The organism is Microbacterium album (assembly GCF_014643695.1).
Classification (GTDB): Bacteria; Actinomycetota; Actinomycetes; order Actinomycetales; family Microbacteriaceae; genus Microbacterium; species Microbacterium album.
Window position 1 is genome coordinate 339,045 of record NZ_BMJY01000001.1, and the last position, 13,293, is coordinate 352,337.

The 13,293-nt window shown below is 72.5% G+C and carries 9 protein-coding genes; 4 read left to right on the top strand and 5 right to left on the bottom strand.

Going from position 1 to position 13,293, the window contains the following annotated elements:
• The first annotated feature begins 36 nt into the window (after positions 1–36).
• The gene (locus IEX37_RS01750; protein ID WP_188754516.1) at positions 37–3,036 is read left to right on the top strand and encodes a bifunctional [glutamine synthetase] adenylyltransferase/[glutamine synthetase]-adenylyl-L-tyrosine phosphorylase; all 3,000 of its coding nucleotides are present in this window, start codon (positions 37–39) and stop codon (positions 3,034–3,036) included.
• Positions 3,037–3,193: 157 nt separating this feature from the next.
• Here IEX37_RS01750 and glnA read toward each other — a convergent pair whose 3' ends face one another.
• Positions 3,194–4,618, bottom strand: a complete 1,425-nt coding sequence (gene glnA, locus IEX37_RS01755) for a type I glutamate--ammonia ligase (RefSeq protein WP_188754517.1) — start codon at positions 4,616–4,618, stop codon at positions 3,194–3,196.
• Positions 4,619–4,757: 139 nt separating this feature from the next.
• Between glnA and IEX37_RS01760 the strand changes: the two genes are divergently transcribed.
• Entirely contained in the window at positions 4,758–5,162 is a 405-nt protein-coding gene (locus IEX37_RS01760) for an RDD family protein (RefSeq protein ID WP_188754518.1), read from the top strand.
• Positions 5,163–5,191: 29 nt separating this feature from the next.
• Here the strand turns inward: IEX37_RS01760 and IEX37_RS01765 are convergent, their stop codons facing one another.
• Entirely contained in the window at positions 5,192–5,899 is a 708-nt protein-coding gene (locus IEX37_RS01765) for a DUF4191 family protein (RefSeq protein WP_188754519.1), read from the bottom strand.
• Between the two features lie 156 nt (positions 5,900–6,055).
• Here IEX37_RS01765 and IEX37_RS01770 point away from each other — a divergent pair, with 156 nt between their 5' ends.
• Entirely contained in the window at positions 6,056–7,432 is a 1,377-nt protein-coding gene (locus IEX37_RS01770; RefSeq protein ID WP_188754520.1) for a hypothetical protein, read from the top strand.
• A gap of 64 nt (positions 7,433–7,496) precedes the next feature.
• On the opposite strand, the gene sucB is transcribed toward IEX37_RS01770, so the two are convergent.
• The 3 genes from sucB to IEX37_RS01785 all read right to left on the bottom strand — a co-directional run bounded on the left by sucB (position 7,497) and on the right by IEX37_RS01785 (position 12,152).
• Positions 7,497–9,200 (bottom strand): 2-oxoglutarate dehydrogenase, E2 component, dihydrolipoamide succinyltransferase, encoded by a 1,704-nt coding sequence (gene sucB, locus IEX37_RS01775; protein WP_188754521.1) that lies wholly within the window; start codon positions 9,198–9,200, stop codon positions 7,497–7,499.
• A 94-nt stretch (positions 9,201–9,294) separates the two neighbouring features.
• A complete protein-coding gene (gene lpdA, locus IEX37_RS01780; RefSeq protein WP_188754522.1) occupies positions 9,295–10,662 on the bottom strand; it encodes a dihydrolipoyl dehydrogenase in 1,368 nt (455 codons plus the stop codon).
• Positions 10,659–12,152 carry a leucyl aminopeptidase gene (locus IEX37_RS01785; protein ID WP_188754523.1) on the bottom strand — a complete coding sequence of 498 codons (1,494 nt, stop codon included), beginning with the start codon at positions 12,150–12,152 and terminating at the stop codon, positions 10,659–10,661. The genes lpdA and IEX37_RS01785 overlap by 4 nt, the downstream gene beginning before the upstream one ends.
• Positions 12,153–12,266: 114 nt before the next feature.
• Between IEX37_RS01785 and IEX37_RS01790 the strand changes: the two genes are divergently transcribed.
• The gene (locus IEX37_RS01790; RefSeq protein ID WP_188754524.1) at positions 12,267–13,199 is read left to right on the top strand and encodes a PAC2 family protein; all 933 of its coding nucleotides are present in this window, start codon (positions 12,267–12,269) and stop codon (positions 13,197–13,199) included.
• Positions 13,200–13,293 lie beyond the last annotated feature (94 nt).

Consider the following 13,293-nt stretch of genomic DNA (forward strand, 5'->3'; position numbering starts at 1 on the left):
CGAGAGCGGCGCACCGGGCGAGCGTAGCGGGTCGACGTGAGCACGCGCGATCGTTCGTCGGTGCTGACGGAGCTGGCGCGGCTGGGGTTCTCCCGGCTGGGTGAGGCCGAGGTCGCCATCCAGGAGCTGCGCGAACTGGTCGGCCTCGACCGGAGCGAACTGCTCGCCGAGGCCGCGGGAGCGGCCGATCCGGACGAGGCGCTGGCCGGTCTGGTGCGCATCGCCCGGCGGCGGGCCGAGCCGGTGCGCGACGTGCTCGCGGATCCCCGGGGGCAGCGGGTCGCGTGGCGGCTCCTGGGCGCCTCGCGCGGCTTCGCCGACTTCTACCTGCGACGCCCCGAGCGCTTCGAGGCGCTCCGCGGGGCGGGCGAACGGCTCCCCGGCGCCGACGAGCTGCGCCGCGTGCTGCTCGCCTCCGTCGGCGCCGACGCGGAGGGCTTCGCCGCATCGGGCGACGACTCCGCGTGGGTGGGGCTGCGCGTGGCGTATCGCGCCGAGCTCGCCGGCATCGCGGCGTACGACCTCCTGCATCCGGAGCCGGTCGCCGCGGTCGACGGTGTGACGGCGGCGCTCGCGGACGCGGCGGGGGCCGCGCTGGAGGCCTCGCTCGCCGTCGCGCGTGCCAAGGTCGCGGGCGCCGGGGCCTCGCGCTCGGAGGTCGCGGCGACGCGCCTGGCGATCATCGGCATGGGCAAGGCCGGTGCGCGGGAGCTGAACTACGTCAGCGACGTCGACGTGATCTTCGTCGCCGGCGTGGACGCCCAGGGGGCCGGCGACGACGGCGTGGGCGAGGGTCGCGCCATCGAGATCGCGACACGGCTCGCCGTGCAGACCATGCGCGGGATCGACGGGATCGAGGCGGAGCCGCCGCTGTGGGAGGTGGACCCCAACCTGCGTCCCGAGGGGAAGCAGGGTGCGCTCGTCCGCACCCTCGAGTCGCACGTGGCGTATTACGAGCGCTGGGCGAAGAGCTGGGAATTCCAGGCGCTGCTCAAGGCGCGGCCGTTGGCGGGCGACCCCGCGCTGGGGGAGGCGTACGTCGCGGCCATGCAGCCGCGCGTCTGGGCGAGCAGTGCGCGCGAGGACTTCGTGGACAGCGTCCAGGCCATGCGCGAGCGGGTGATGGAGCACATCCCCGCGGAGGACGTGCCGTTCCAGCTCAAGCTCGGCCCGGGTGGCATCCGGGACATCGAGTTCGCCGTGCAGCTCCTCCAGCTGGTGCACGGACGTGTCGACGAGTCGGTGCGCCAGCGCGGGACGCTCGGGGCGATCGCGGCGCTCGAGGAGGGCGGGTACATCGGGCGTGCGGAAGCGGCCGCGTTCGGGAGGGACTATCGCACGCTGCGGCTCCTGGAGCACCGGCTTCAGCTGGCCGGCCTGTCCCGCACCCATCTCATGCCGCGCGACGACGACGGACTGCGCGCGCTCGCGCGGGCGACGGGACTGGCCGAGTCAGCCGAGGGCCTCCAGCGCGTGTGGGACGACATCCGGCGCGAGGTGCGCGAGATCCACGTGCGCCTGTTCTATCGCCCGCTGCTGGCGGCGGTCGCGCGGTTGCCGCAGGACGAGGCCTCGCTCACGCCGGACCAAGCGCGCGACCGTCTCGCCGCGATCGGCTTCCGCGAACCGGCGGTCGCGCTGCGGCACATCGCGGCCGTGACGAGCGGGCTGAGCCGGAAGTCGACCATCCAACGCCACCTGATGCCCGTCATGCTCCGGATGTTCGCCGAGGGCGTCGATCCGGACTCGGGGCTGATCTCCTTCCGGCGCGTCAGCGAGCGGCTGGGTGAGACGCCGTGGTTCCTGCGCATGCTGCGCGATTCCTCCGGAGCGGCCGAGCGGCTGACGAAGCTGCTGTCGGGGTCACGCTACGTGGGCGAGCTGATGGAGTGGATCCCCGAGTCCGTAGCCTGGCTCGACAGCGACGACCAGCTGCTGCCCCGCGCGTCCGCCTCGCTGCAGGAGGAGGCCCGGGCGATTCAGACCCGGCACGCCACGATCGAGGACGCGATGCGCGCCGTGCGGGCCCTGCGGCGCCGTGAGACGCTCCGCGCCGCGATGGGGGCGATGCTCGGCGTGACCACGATCGAGCAGCTGAGCGCGGCGCTCACGGGCATCACGGAGGTGACCCTCCAGGCGACGCTGCGCGCCGTGCGGCGCGAGGTCGTGCCCGCCGACGCCGACGACCTCGACTTCGCGATCATCGGCATGGGGCGGTTCGGCGGCGCGGAGCTCGGCTTCGGCTCCGACGCCGACGTGCTGTACGTGTATCGCCCCGAGTCCGTCGAGCCGCAGCGCGCGGAGAGCCTCGCACGCAAGATCGTGGCCGAGCTGAGACGGGTCTCGGAGGACCTGCGCCTGCCGCTCGAGCTCGATGCCGATCTGCGTCCGGAGGGCCGCAAGGGGCCCATCGTGCGGTCGCTCGACGCGTACGGCGAGTACTACCGGCGCTGGTCCCTGTCATGGGAGGCGCAGGCGCTTCTGCGCGCGCGGGGCGTTGCGGGCTCGACCAAGCTCATCCAGGCGTTCGAGGAGCTCGCCGACGCCGTTCGCTATCCCGCGGAGGCCGACCCGCAGGCGCTGCGGGAGATCCGGCGCATCAAGGCCAGAGTCGAGGCGGAGCGCCTGCCGCAGGGCGTCGACCGCTCGCGCCATCTCAAGCTCGGCCCCGGCGGTCTGAGCGATGTCGAATGGCTCGTGCAGCTGTTGCAGCTGCAACACGCCCACGACGTCCCGGCGCTGCGCACGACGTCGACCCTCGGCGCGCTGGGCGCAGCCGTCGACGCGGGCCTCGTGGGGGAGGAGGACGCGGGACTGCTGACGGACGCGTGGATGCTCGCGGCGCGTCTGCGCTCCGCCAACACGCTCCTGTCGGGCCAGACGAGCGACGTGCTCCCGCTCGACCGCCGCCGCCTCGACGGCATCGGCCGCATCCTCGGCTACCCGCCGCGCAGCGCGACGCGCGTCGAGGACGACTGGCTGCGCACGGCCCGCCGCGCCCGCCGCGTCTTCGACCGCCTCTTCTACGGCGACTGACGCCCCGCCGCGACAATTCGTCCTCGCGCCGACAATCCCTCCCCGCGCCGACAATGCGTGTGCTCGACGCATTCTGGGCGCACGGACGGATTGTCGCGGGATGCAGGGACGGCGAAGGCCCCGCTCCCGAGGGAGCGGGGCCCGAGGCACGGCGGGGTCAGACGCCGTAGTACAGCTCGAACTCGAAGGGGTGCGGGCGCTGCGCCATCGGCAGGATCTCGTTCTCGTACTTGTACTCGATCCAGGTGTCGATGAGCTCGTCCGTGAAGACGCCGCCCGCGGTCAGGAACTCGCGGTCCTTGTCGAGCGCGTCGAGCGAGTCGACGAGCGAGTTCGGCACCTGCGGGATGCCCTTGGCCTCCTCGGCCGGCAGCTCGTACAGGTCCTTGTCGACCGGCTCGTGCGGCTCGATGCGGTTCTTGATGCCGTCGATGCCGGCCATCAGCTGCGCCGCGAACGCCAGGTACGGGTTGCCCGAGGAGTCGGGGGCGCGGAACTCGATGCGCTTGGCCTTCGGGTTCGAGCCCGTGATCGGGATGCGGATCGCCGCCGAGCGGTTGCCGGCCGAGTAGACGAGGTTGACCGGCGCCTCGAAGCCCTTCACCAGGCGGTGGTAGCTGTTGAGGGTCGGGTTGGTGAACGCCAGGACGGCGGGGGCGTGCTTCAGCAGGCCGCCGATGTACCAGCGGGCGATGTCCGAGAGCTGCGCGTAGCCCTTCTCGTCGTAGAACAGCGGCTTGCCGTCGCTCCACAGCGACTGGTGGGTGTGCATGCCCGAGCCGTTGTCGCCGAACAGGGGCTTCGGCATGAACGTGGCCGTCTTGCCCCACTCCTGCGCGGTGTTCTTGACGATGTACTTGAACTTGAGGATGTCGTCCGCGGCGTGGACCATCGTGTCGAACTTGTAGTTGATCTCGGCCTGGCCTGCGGTGCCCACCTCGTGGTGCGAGCGCTCGACCTCGAGGCCGACCTCGATGAGCTTGAGCACGATGTCGTCGCGGATGTCGGCCTGCTTGTCGACGGGGGAGACGGGGAAGTAGCCACCCTTGAACGGCGTCTTGTTGCCGAGGTTGCCGCCCTCCTCCTCGCGGCCGGAGTTCCACGCGGCCTCCTCGGAGTCGACCGCGTAGAAGCTCTTGCCCTGCGAGACCTCGTAGCGCACGTCGTCGAAGATGAAGAATTCAGCCTCGGGGGCGAAGAACGCCGTGTCCGCGATGCCGGTCGAGGCGAGGTACTTCTCCGCCTTCTTGGCGACCTGACGCGGGTCCTTCGCGTAGATCTCGCCGTTGCGCGGGTTGTAGATGTCGAACACCATCACGAGCGTCTTGGCCTCGCGGAACGGGTCGAGGTACGCCGTGGTCACGTCGGGGATGAGCTGCATGTCCGACTCGTTGATGTTCGCGAAACCGCGGATCGACGAGCCGTCGAAGAGCTGGCCAACCGTGAAGAACTCCTCGTCGACGGTCGAGGCCGGGATGTTGAAGTGCTGCTGCACGCCCGGCAGATCGGTGAAACGGATGTCGAGGAACTTGACATCGTTCTCCTTGATGAAGGTGAGCACCTCGGACGAGTCGTTGAACATTGAGACTCCAGGTTGGTGGGACTTTGGTGGCATCACCCCGAGGAGGGGTGACGCCACGACGCTACCGGCGCGGGATTGCCCGAGGGTGTCCCTCATGTTTCCGGGATGTTACGCGGGGCGCTCCGCCTAAGCTGTTTCGGTGACCTCCGATGCTGCTGCCCAGGAATACCCCGGCCGTGATCTCGGCCTTCCCGCGACCGGACGGGGGAGCATCGGTCGACCGGGGCGGCGCTTCGCGGCGCTCGCGATCGACCTCGCGAGCGCGGTCCTGATCGGCGTGGCGTTCTTCGACTACAACCCCATCGCCACGAACGTCACGTTCGCCCTGCTGCAGATCCTCTTCATCCCCACGATCGGTGGCAGCCCGGGGCACCGCATCATGCGCATGTACGTCGCGCCTCTGCGCGGCGGCTGGGTCGGCCTGTGGCGACCGATCGTGCGGACGGCGCTGCTGTTCCTCATCATCCCCGCTGTCGTGTGGGACAGCGATCAGCGCGGCCTGCACGACAAGATCGCGGGTACCGTGCTCCTGCGGTCGTCCTGAGGGGCGCCCGCGGCGGCGGACGCCGGGGGTCAGCGGGGGCGCGGCGCGCGCACGCGGGAGGGGTCGATGCCCTTGGGAATGGGCAGTGACGCGAGCGACTGCGACACCGACTCGATGCGCTGGACGACCGCTGCCATGGTGGCGCGGTCGATCGCCTTGGGGAGCGACTTGATCGTCTTCACGAGCTGCGAGATCGGCACGTCCTCGGGCTCATTGCCGACGTAGAACTCGTGCACCGGCACGCCCGAGGCGACACGGGCCACCTTCATCCGCTCGTCGCGCATCAGCCGACCGAGCCGGCTGCGTGAGCCCTCGCCGACGAGCACGACGCCGCCACGCCCGACGGCGCGGTAGACCGCCTCCTGCGTCTTCGGGTTGACCCCGACGGGCATCTCGCCGCTGCGCCAGCTCCGGCCCAGCATGGTCGACAGCACGTGACCGGTGGCACCCGGCATTCCCTCGATGCGACGGTACATCGCGCGCGTGGAGATCCGCGTGAGCGTGATCATCGCCGCGAGCACGCCGAGCATGAGGCCCGACAGCGCCCAGAGGATGATGCTCCAGACCACGGGGTTCAGCAGGAAGCCCAGGAGCACGCCGAGGCCCAGGCCGGCGATCAGGATGCCCAGCAGCAGCCATCCGAGCCAGGGGAACGCCTCGCGCGTGAAGCTGTACAGGGACCTGATCTGCCGGATGAGGCCCGGGCGCTTCTCGGCCTCGGGGGTGCGTGCTGCCATGCCTTCCAGCCTACCGAGTCACCGCCTGGACGCGGACCGCGACGTCGCCCGGAGACGGGCCGGGACCCGTCGTGCACAGGACCGCGACGGCGCCGTGTATCCCCAAAGTCCGCATCCGCGGGCGCACGTGACGTGCCGCACGCCGAGGATGTGGACATGGAGGACACGACCGGCTCCGAGGAGCGTCCGATGACCGCAGCGGCCCTGACGCACGCCTACCGGGCGATACGGTGCGTGGAGCCGCCGCAGGCGCCCGTCCGCGGGCTGCTCGCCGCTCAGGGGGACCGGCGGGTGCTGCTCGCCGACATCGCGGACGCAGCGCCGGCGATGCTGTCCGGCGGAGCCGGAGCGTCCGCCGCGGCTTCCCCACAGCACGTGCTCGTGCCGCTGGATCTCGTACGCCGCCCGGACGGACACGACGTCGAACTGCCCTGGTGCCGCGAACGACTCGACCGACTGATGGCCGCCCGGGCGACGGCCGGTCCGCCGCTGTCGGGCGGCGAGCTGGTGACGCTCACGGTGAGCGTGCTGCGGGGAACGTGCGAGGCGTGGGCTCGAGGCCCGCAGGACGACGCGGGGCCGCGCGGGGTCTGGTGGGTGACCGAGGAAGGCAGGCCGATGTTCGCGGCCGATCGCGAGCATGGGGAGCCGGCCGAGGTCGCGGCACGGGGCATCCTGGGTCTCGCGCTCGAGCAGACGTCGGATCGGGTGCTCGTGCGGAGCATCGAGGAGGCACGCGCGGCGCTCGAACGGCCGCGGGGGCTCGCGCGGACGCTGCAGCGCCTGGAGGACGCGCTGTTCGACGCCTGCGCTCCGCAGCCGGTGCAGCGTCCGCACGCCCGCGACGCGGTCGACGCGGCGGACAGCGCACCGGACGTCCGGGCGACCGCATCTGCGCCGCCGCCGGCCCTCTTGACCGGCCTGATCGAGCGGTTCGTCGACGCGGGCGTCGCCGAGCTGGTGCGCGACGCGCTCGATCGCCTCCGCGACGGCGCCCGTCGCCTGCTCGCAGGACGTCGTCGTGCGCCGCTCGTCGTCGGCGGCGCTGCGGCGGCGCTCGTGCTGGTCGGAGGAGCGCTGTGGCCCTCGGACGCGGGGCCCGCCGCAGGCGACGCACTCCCCGCGAGCGCGGAGACCGGAACCGTCGGCGGTGACCGGAGCCAGCCGGGCGGCGCGGAGGGCGGGGCTCTCCGCGACGAGGATCCCGCGCGCGGGGATCACGCCGAACGCGCGGGGGAGGACCCCGTGGCGGCGACCGGGCGGCTGCTCGCCGAGGTGGCGGCGTGTGCGGCCGCCGGGGACGATTCGTGCGGCCGGGCACGGGACGTGGAAGCCGAGCCCGTCGCGGAGGAGGCGCTCGAGGCCGCGTCGGTGCCGCGCGACGTGCACCTCTTGGACGACTACGGCGACGTGGCCGTCACGCGGGCGGACGACCCGTCGGGCGAGCGTGCGGCGCTGCTCGTGCAGCTGGTACGGCTCGACGGACGGTGGCTGCTGCGCGCTGTGCACCCCCTCGCGGGCGCGGACGGCTGAGCCGACCGAAACGGATCGGGCCGCCCGTGCGCGAACGCGCGGGCGGCCCGATGTCGGCTGCTCGTCAGATGCCGAGGTCGGCGGCGAAGGCCGCCTCCTCCAGCCGCGACTTGACGGCCGACAGGAAGCGCGCGGCGTCCGCTCCGTCGATCGTGCGGTGGTCGTAGGACAGCGCGAGGTAGACGTACGAGCGGATGCCGATCGCCTCCACGCCGTCGACCTTCACGACACCCGGGCGCTTGAACACGACGCCCGTGCCGAGAATCGCGGACTGCGGCAGGAACACCACGGGGGTGTCGAACAGCGCGCCGCGCGATCCGGTGTTCGTCAGCGTGAACGTGCCGCCGGCCAGCTCGTCGGGCTTCAGCTTGTTCTCCCGCGTACGCGCCGCGAGGTCGGCGATCTCGTGCGCGATCTGCGCGAGGTTCTTCGAGCCGGCGTCGCGGACGACGGGCGTCAGCAGACCGCGCTCGGTGTCGACCGCGATGGACAGGTTCTCCGTCGGCGGGTACACGATGTTCTCGCCGTCGAGCGTCGCATTCACGATCGGGTACGCCTGCAGCGCCTCCGCGGCCGCGAGCGCGAAGAACGGCAGGAACGACAGCTTGTCGCCCGTCTTCGCCTGGAAGTCGCCCTTCACCTGGTCGCGGAACGCGGCGAGCTTCGTGACGTCGACCTCGACGACCGTGGTCAGCTGCGCGGTCGACTGCATCGACTCGACGGCGCGCGACGCGAGCACCTTGCGCAGGCGCGACATCGGCTGCGTCGTGCCGCGCAGCGGCGAGGTCTCGGGCTTCGTCGCGGCGGGCGCGTCCTGCTCGGCCGGCGCCGCCGCGGCGCCCTTCGAGGCCTCGGCGGCCTTCAGGACGTCCTCCTTGCGGATCCGTCCGCCCACGCCCGTGCCCGTGACGGCCGCGAGGTCCACGCCGTGCTGCGCAGCGAGACGGCGAACGAGCGGGGTCACGTACACCTTGTCGTCGTCGCCGGCGGGAGCCGCGGGCTCTTCCGCCGCGGGCGCCTCCGCCTCCGGTGCCGGGGCCTTCGGCTCGGCCGGCTGTGCGGGGGCCGGCGCGGCCGGCTCCTCCTGGGCGGCGGGCTCCTCGGCGGCCGGCTCCGCGGGCGCCGAGGCCTGCTGGTCCGGCGCGGGCGCGCCGCTGCCGACGCGCGCGAGGACCGCGCCGACCTCGACGGTCTCGTCCTCCTGGACGAGGATCTCCTGGATCACGCCGGCGACCGGGGAGGGGATCTCGGTGTCGACCTTGTCGGTGGAGATCTCCAGCAGGGCCTCGTCGACGGCGATCTCGTCGCCGGCCTTCTTCAGCCAGCGGGTGACCGTCCCCTCGGTCACGCTCTCGCCGAGCTCGGGGAGCACGATGTCGGTGCTGTCGCCGCCGCCGCTCGCGGTCTCGGCGGCCGGCGCCTGCTGCTCATCCGCCTCGCCCGCGTCGGAGGGCTCCGGCTCGGCCTGCTCGGCCTGGGCCTGGCCGCTCTCCTCGGCTGCGGGCTCTTCGTCGGAGGGCGCGGCGCCCGAGCCGTCGCCGATCTTGGCGAGGACGGCGCCGACCTCGACGGTCTCGTCCTCCTGGACGAGGATCTCCTCGATCACCCCGGCGACGGGGGAGGGGATCTCGGTGTCGACCTTGTCGGTGGAGATCTCCAGCAGAGCCTCGTCGACGGCGATCTCGTCGCCGACCTTCTTCAGCCAGCGGGTGACCGTTCCCTCGGTGACGCTCTCGCCGAGCTCGGGGAGGACCACGGAAGTGCTCATGTCGGAGTCTCCTTCAGGATGTGATGACGTTTACAGCTTAGTGAGTCGGGGGCTCGGGTCAGCCCCCAGCGGCGGATGCGCCGGGCCGGCGGGGTCAGAGGGAATGCAGCGGCTTGCCGGCGAGCGCGAGGAACGCCTCGCCGAGCGCCTCGCTCTGGGTCGGGTGGGCGTGGATCAGCGGGGCGATGTCCTCGGGGTGCGCGTCCCATGCCACGGCGAGCTGGCCCTCGGTGATGAGCTCGCCGACGCGGTCGCCGACGAGGTGCACGCCCAGCACGGGGCCGGCGGTGCGCCGCACGACCTTCACGAGACCACTCGTGCCGAGGATCTCGCTGCGCGCGTTGCCGGCCAGGTTGTACTCGTAGGACGTCACGGCGTCCCCGCCGTACTGGGATACCGCCTGCGCCTCCGTCAGGCCGACCGACGCCACCTCCGGCCGCGAGTACGTCACGCGCGGGATGTGGGTCTCGGGGACCGGTGTGGGGTCCAGGCCCGCGATGGTCTCGGCGACGAACACGCCCTGCTGGAACCCGCGGTGCGCGAGCTGCAGCCCGGGCACGATGTCGCCCACGGCCCACACTCCCGGCGCGCTGGTGCCCAGCCGCTCGTCCACGACCACGTGGCCGCCCTCGAGCCGCACGCCGGCCTCCTCCAGCCCGAGACCGGCGGTCGCGGGGGCGCGACCGACGGACACGAGCAGGTAGTCGGCGCGCAGCTCGTCGCCGCCGTCCAGCGTGACGGTCACCCCGGCCGCGTCCTGCTCGGCGCGGGAGAAGCGGGTCGCGAGCCGCACCTGGATCCCGCGTTTGCGGTACGCGCGTTCGAGCGCCTTGCTCAGCGCGGCGTCCTCCTGCGGGACGAGGTGCTCCAGCGCCTCGACGATCGTCACCTCGGCGCCGAGCGAGCGCCACGCGCTGGCGAACTCGACGCCGATGACGCCCCCGCCCAGCACGATCGCGCTGCGAGGGATCTCCTCGAGGGCGAGGGCGGTGTCGCTCGTAAGGATGCGCCCGCCCGGCTCGAGCCCCGGCAGGGTCCGGCTGTGCGATCCCGTGGCCAGCACCACGTCCGTGCCGGTGTACGCCGCATCGCCCACGCGCACCGTGCGGTCGGCCTCGAGCCGTCCCTCGCCGGTGACGACCGTGATGCCGCGGCGTGCGATGAGCCCCTCGAGCCCCTTCGCCTTCTTCGCGACGACGCCCTCGCGGTAGGCGCGCAGGGCCCGCGCATCGATCCCCGTAAGGGAGGCTTCGACGCCGTACGCCGCCGAGTCCCGCACGGTGTCCGCGACCTCTGCGGCGTGGAGGAGTGCCTTGGTGGGGATGCATCCCCGGTGCAGGCACGTGCCGCCCAGCCGGTCCTTCTCGACGAGTGCGACGCTCTTGCCCAGCTCCGCCGCGCGAAGCGCCGCGGCGTAGCCGCCGCTGCCGCCGCCCAGGACGACGACGTCGAAGGCGGTCACTGCACCTCTCCGCCCGCGGCCACGAAGTCGATCAGGGCACGCACGGTGGCCCCCGTCGGTCCCTTGTCCGTGAAGCCGTACGCGCCGGTCGCGCTCATGGCCGAGCCCGCGATGTCGAGATGGACCCACGGGATCCGGGGGGCGTCCTCGCCCTCGCCCGTGCGGCCCACGAAACGCTGTAGGAAGAGCCCGGCGTAGAGAGATCCGCCCGCGCGCGACCCCATGTTGGCGTTGCGCAGGTCGGCGATCCGCGACTCGAGCTCCTCGCCGATGTACTCCGGCAGAGGGAGCGGCCAGGCCAGCTCGCCCGTGCAGTCGGCAGCGCGCAGGAACGCGTCCACGGCGTCGCCGTGACCCATGACGCCGGTGTGTCGCGTGCCGAGAGCCACGAGGATGGCGCCCGTGAGCGTCGCGACGTCGACGATCACGTCGGGGTGCTCGCGGCTCGCCGCGACGAGACCGTCGGCCAGCACGAGCCGGCCCTCCGCGTCGGTGTTGGTGATCTCCACGGTGGTGCCGTCGAGCACACGGAGCACGTCGCCGGGGCGGGTGGCGCGGCCCGACGGCATGTTCTCGGCGATGCACATCCATGCCGTCACGTGCACCGGCAGGCGCAGCTCGGCCGCGGCGCGCACCACGGCGAGCACCTCCGCGGCGCCCGTCATGTCCTCGTTCATGCCCATCATGGATGCGGCGGGCTTGAGCGAGAGCCCGCCGGTGTCGAAGGTGATGCCCTTGCCCACGAGCGCGACGTGGCGCTGCGCCCCGTCGGGGGCGTAGTCGAGGCGCACGAGACGCGGCGGCCGATCCGAGCCGCGTCCCACGCCGAGGATGCCCCCGAAGCCGCCCTCCTCGAGGTCCTTCTCGTCGTAGACGGTGACGTCGATGTCGAGTCCGGCGACCGCGTCGACGGCGGCCTCGGCGAGCTGCGCCGGGCTCTGCCGGTCGGCGGGGGTCGACACCAGATCCTTCACGAGCGCGACGGCGGCGGCGCCGGCGCGCACCGCGTCGAGCGCGCGGTCGTCGGCGTGCGGGGCGCCGTGCACCAGCACCTTCGCCGCTCGGCGCCGCTTCGCGGCCTTCTCCTCGTCGTCGGACTTGAACGAGTCGAACGAGTAGCCGCCGAGGGCCGCTCCCTCGGCGGCCGCGCGCCAGGCGTCGTCGACGTCGGCGGCCACCATCACCGACACGGTGTCGAAACCGGTCAGCTGTCGCGCCGCGGTGCCGACGGCCTCGCGGACCGCGGCGGCGTCGGGGGACGAGCCCAGGCCGACGACGGCGAGGGGACGGTCCGTCACGTCGGGGGCGTAGACCCGTGCGTACGCGTTGCGCGACCCCGTGAACCCGATGGCGTCGAGCACGGGGCGAAGGCCGGTGAACCCGCTCGGCTCGTCGCGGTCGTCGCCGAGCGCGGGCAGGGCCAGGATCGCGGCATCCGCGCTGTCGGACGGGAACGGGTCGGCGGTCAGCGCGAGAGCGGGGAAAGGCATGCCGTCCATCGTAGGCGCCGCTCGCGGGGCGAGCCGCGACCGGCCGGGACGAGCCGAGCGCGGACGTCACAGCGGAAAGGCCCGCGGAGCCGCCGCGGCTCGTAGCATGGTGGCATGCCCTCGACTGGTGACATCTACGAGCGGGTCGCGAACGGCCCGGTCGTGCCGCGCGGTCTCCCGCTGGTCGTGCTGATGACCGGCTTCACCGACGCGGGCGGCGCGGTGTCGGGCCTCATCGACTTCACGCGCGAGCAGCTCGATCCGCGTCCCGTCGCCGTGTTCTCCAACGACGTGCTGCTGGACTACCGCGCGCGTCGCCCGATCGTCACGTTCGAAGAGGACCACCTGACCGACTACCGTCCGCCGCGGCTCGAGCTCTCCCTCGTGCACGACACGCTCGGGCAGCCGTTCCTGCTGCTCTCGGGGTACGAGCCCGACTTCGCGTGGGACGCGTTCGCTGCCGCCGCACTCGACTTCGCCGAGCTGTACGACGTCGCCTCGATGACGTGGCTGCACGCGATCGCGATGCCGGTGCCGCACACGCGCACCCTGGGCGTGACGGTGAGCGGCAACCGGGCGGACCTGATCGAGGCGCACTCCATCTGGCATCCGCGCACGCAGGTCCCCGCCACGGTCGGGCACCTGCTGGAGTACCGCTTCGTGGAGGCCGGCCTCGACGTGGCCGGCTTCGTCCTCCTCGTGCCGCACTACCTCGCGGAGACCGATTACCCCGCCTCGACCATCGCCGGCCTCGACAAGCTGATGGCCGCGACCGGTCTGGTCTTCACGATGGACGAGCTCTACGCCGACAATCGCGACTATCTCGGAAAGGTCGAGGACCAGATCGCCGGCAACGAGGAGCTCGGCCGCATGGTGCAGGGGCTCGAGGAGCGGTACGACGCGTATGCCGCGGGCCTGTCGACGGGCGGCGCGACCGCGATGGGCATTCCCGAGGGGGAGCTGCCCAGTGCCGACGAGCTGGCCGCCGAGCTCGAGCGATACCTCGCCTCCCGCCGCAACGGCGACGAGGACAAGCGCGGATCCTGACGGTCGGAGACGCTCGTCCGGCCCGGCCGGGGAATACCGGAGCGGTCCCGGGAGTTGATCCCTGGCAGGACCGTTCGCGCGCGTCCGGCGTGCG

Excerpts from the sequence above, each read along its gene's own strand:
- IEX37_RS01785 (WP_188754523.1), bottom strand. The coding sequence starts at position 12,152 with ATGCCTTTCCCCGCTCTCGCGCTGACCGCCGACCCGTTCCCGTCCGAC.
- IEX37_RS01770 (WP_188754520.1), top strand. The coding sequence starts at position 6,056 with ATGGAGGACACGACCGGCTCCGAGGAGCGTCCGATGACCGCAGCGGCC.
- sucB (WP_188754521.1), bottom strand. The coding sequence starts at position 9,200 with ATGAGCACTTCCGTGGTCCTCCCCGAGCTCGGCGAGAGCGTCACCGAG.
- IEX37_RS01765 (WP_188754519.1), bottom strand. The coding sequence starts at position 5,899 with ATGGCAGCACGCACCCCCGAGGCCGAGAAGCGCCCGGGCCTCATCCGG.
- IEX37_RS01790 (WP_188754524.1), top strand. The coding sequence starts at position 12,267 with ATGCCCTCGACTGGTGACATCTACGAGCGGGTCGCGAACGGCCCGGTC.
- glnA (WP_188754517.1), bottom strand. The coding sequence starts at position 4,618 with ATGTTCAACGACTCGTCCGAGGTGCTCACCTTCATCAAGGAGAACGAT.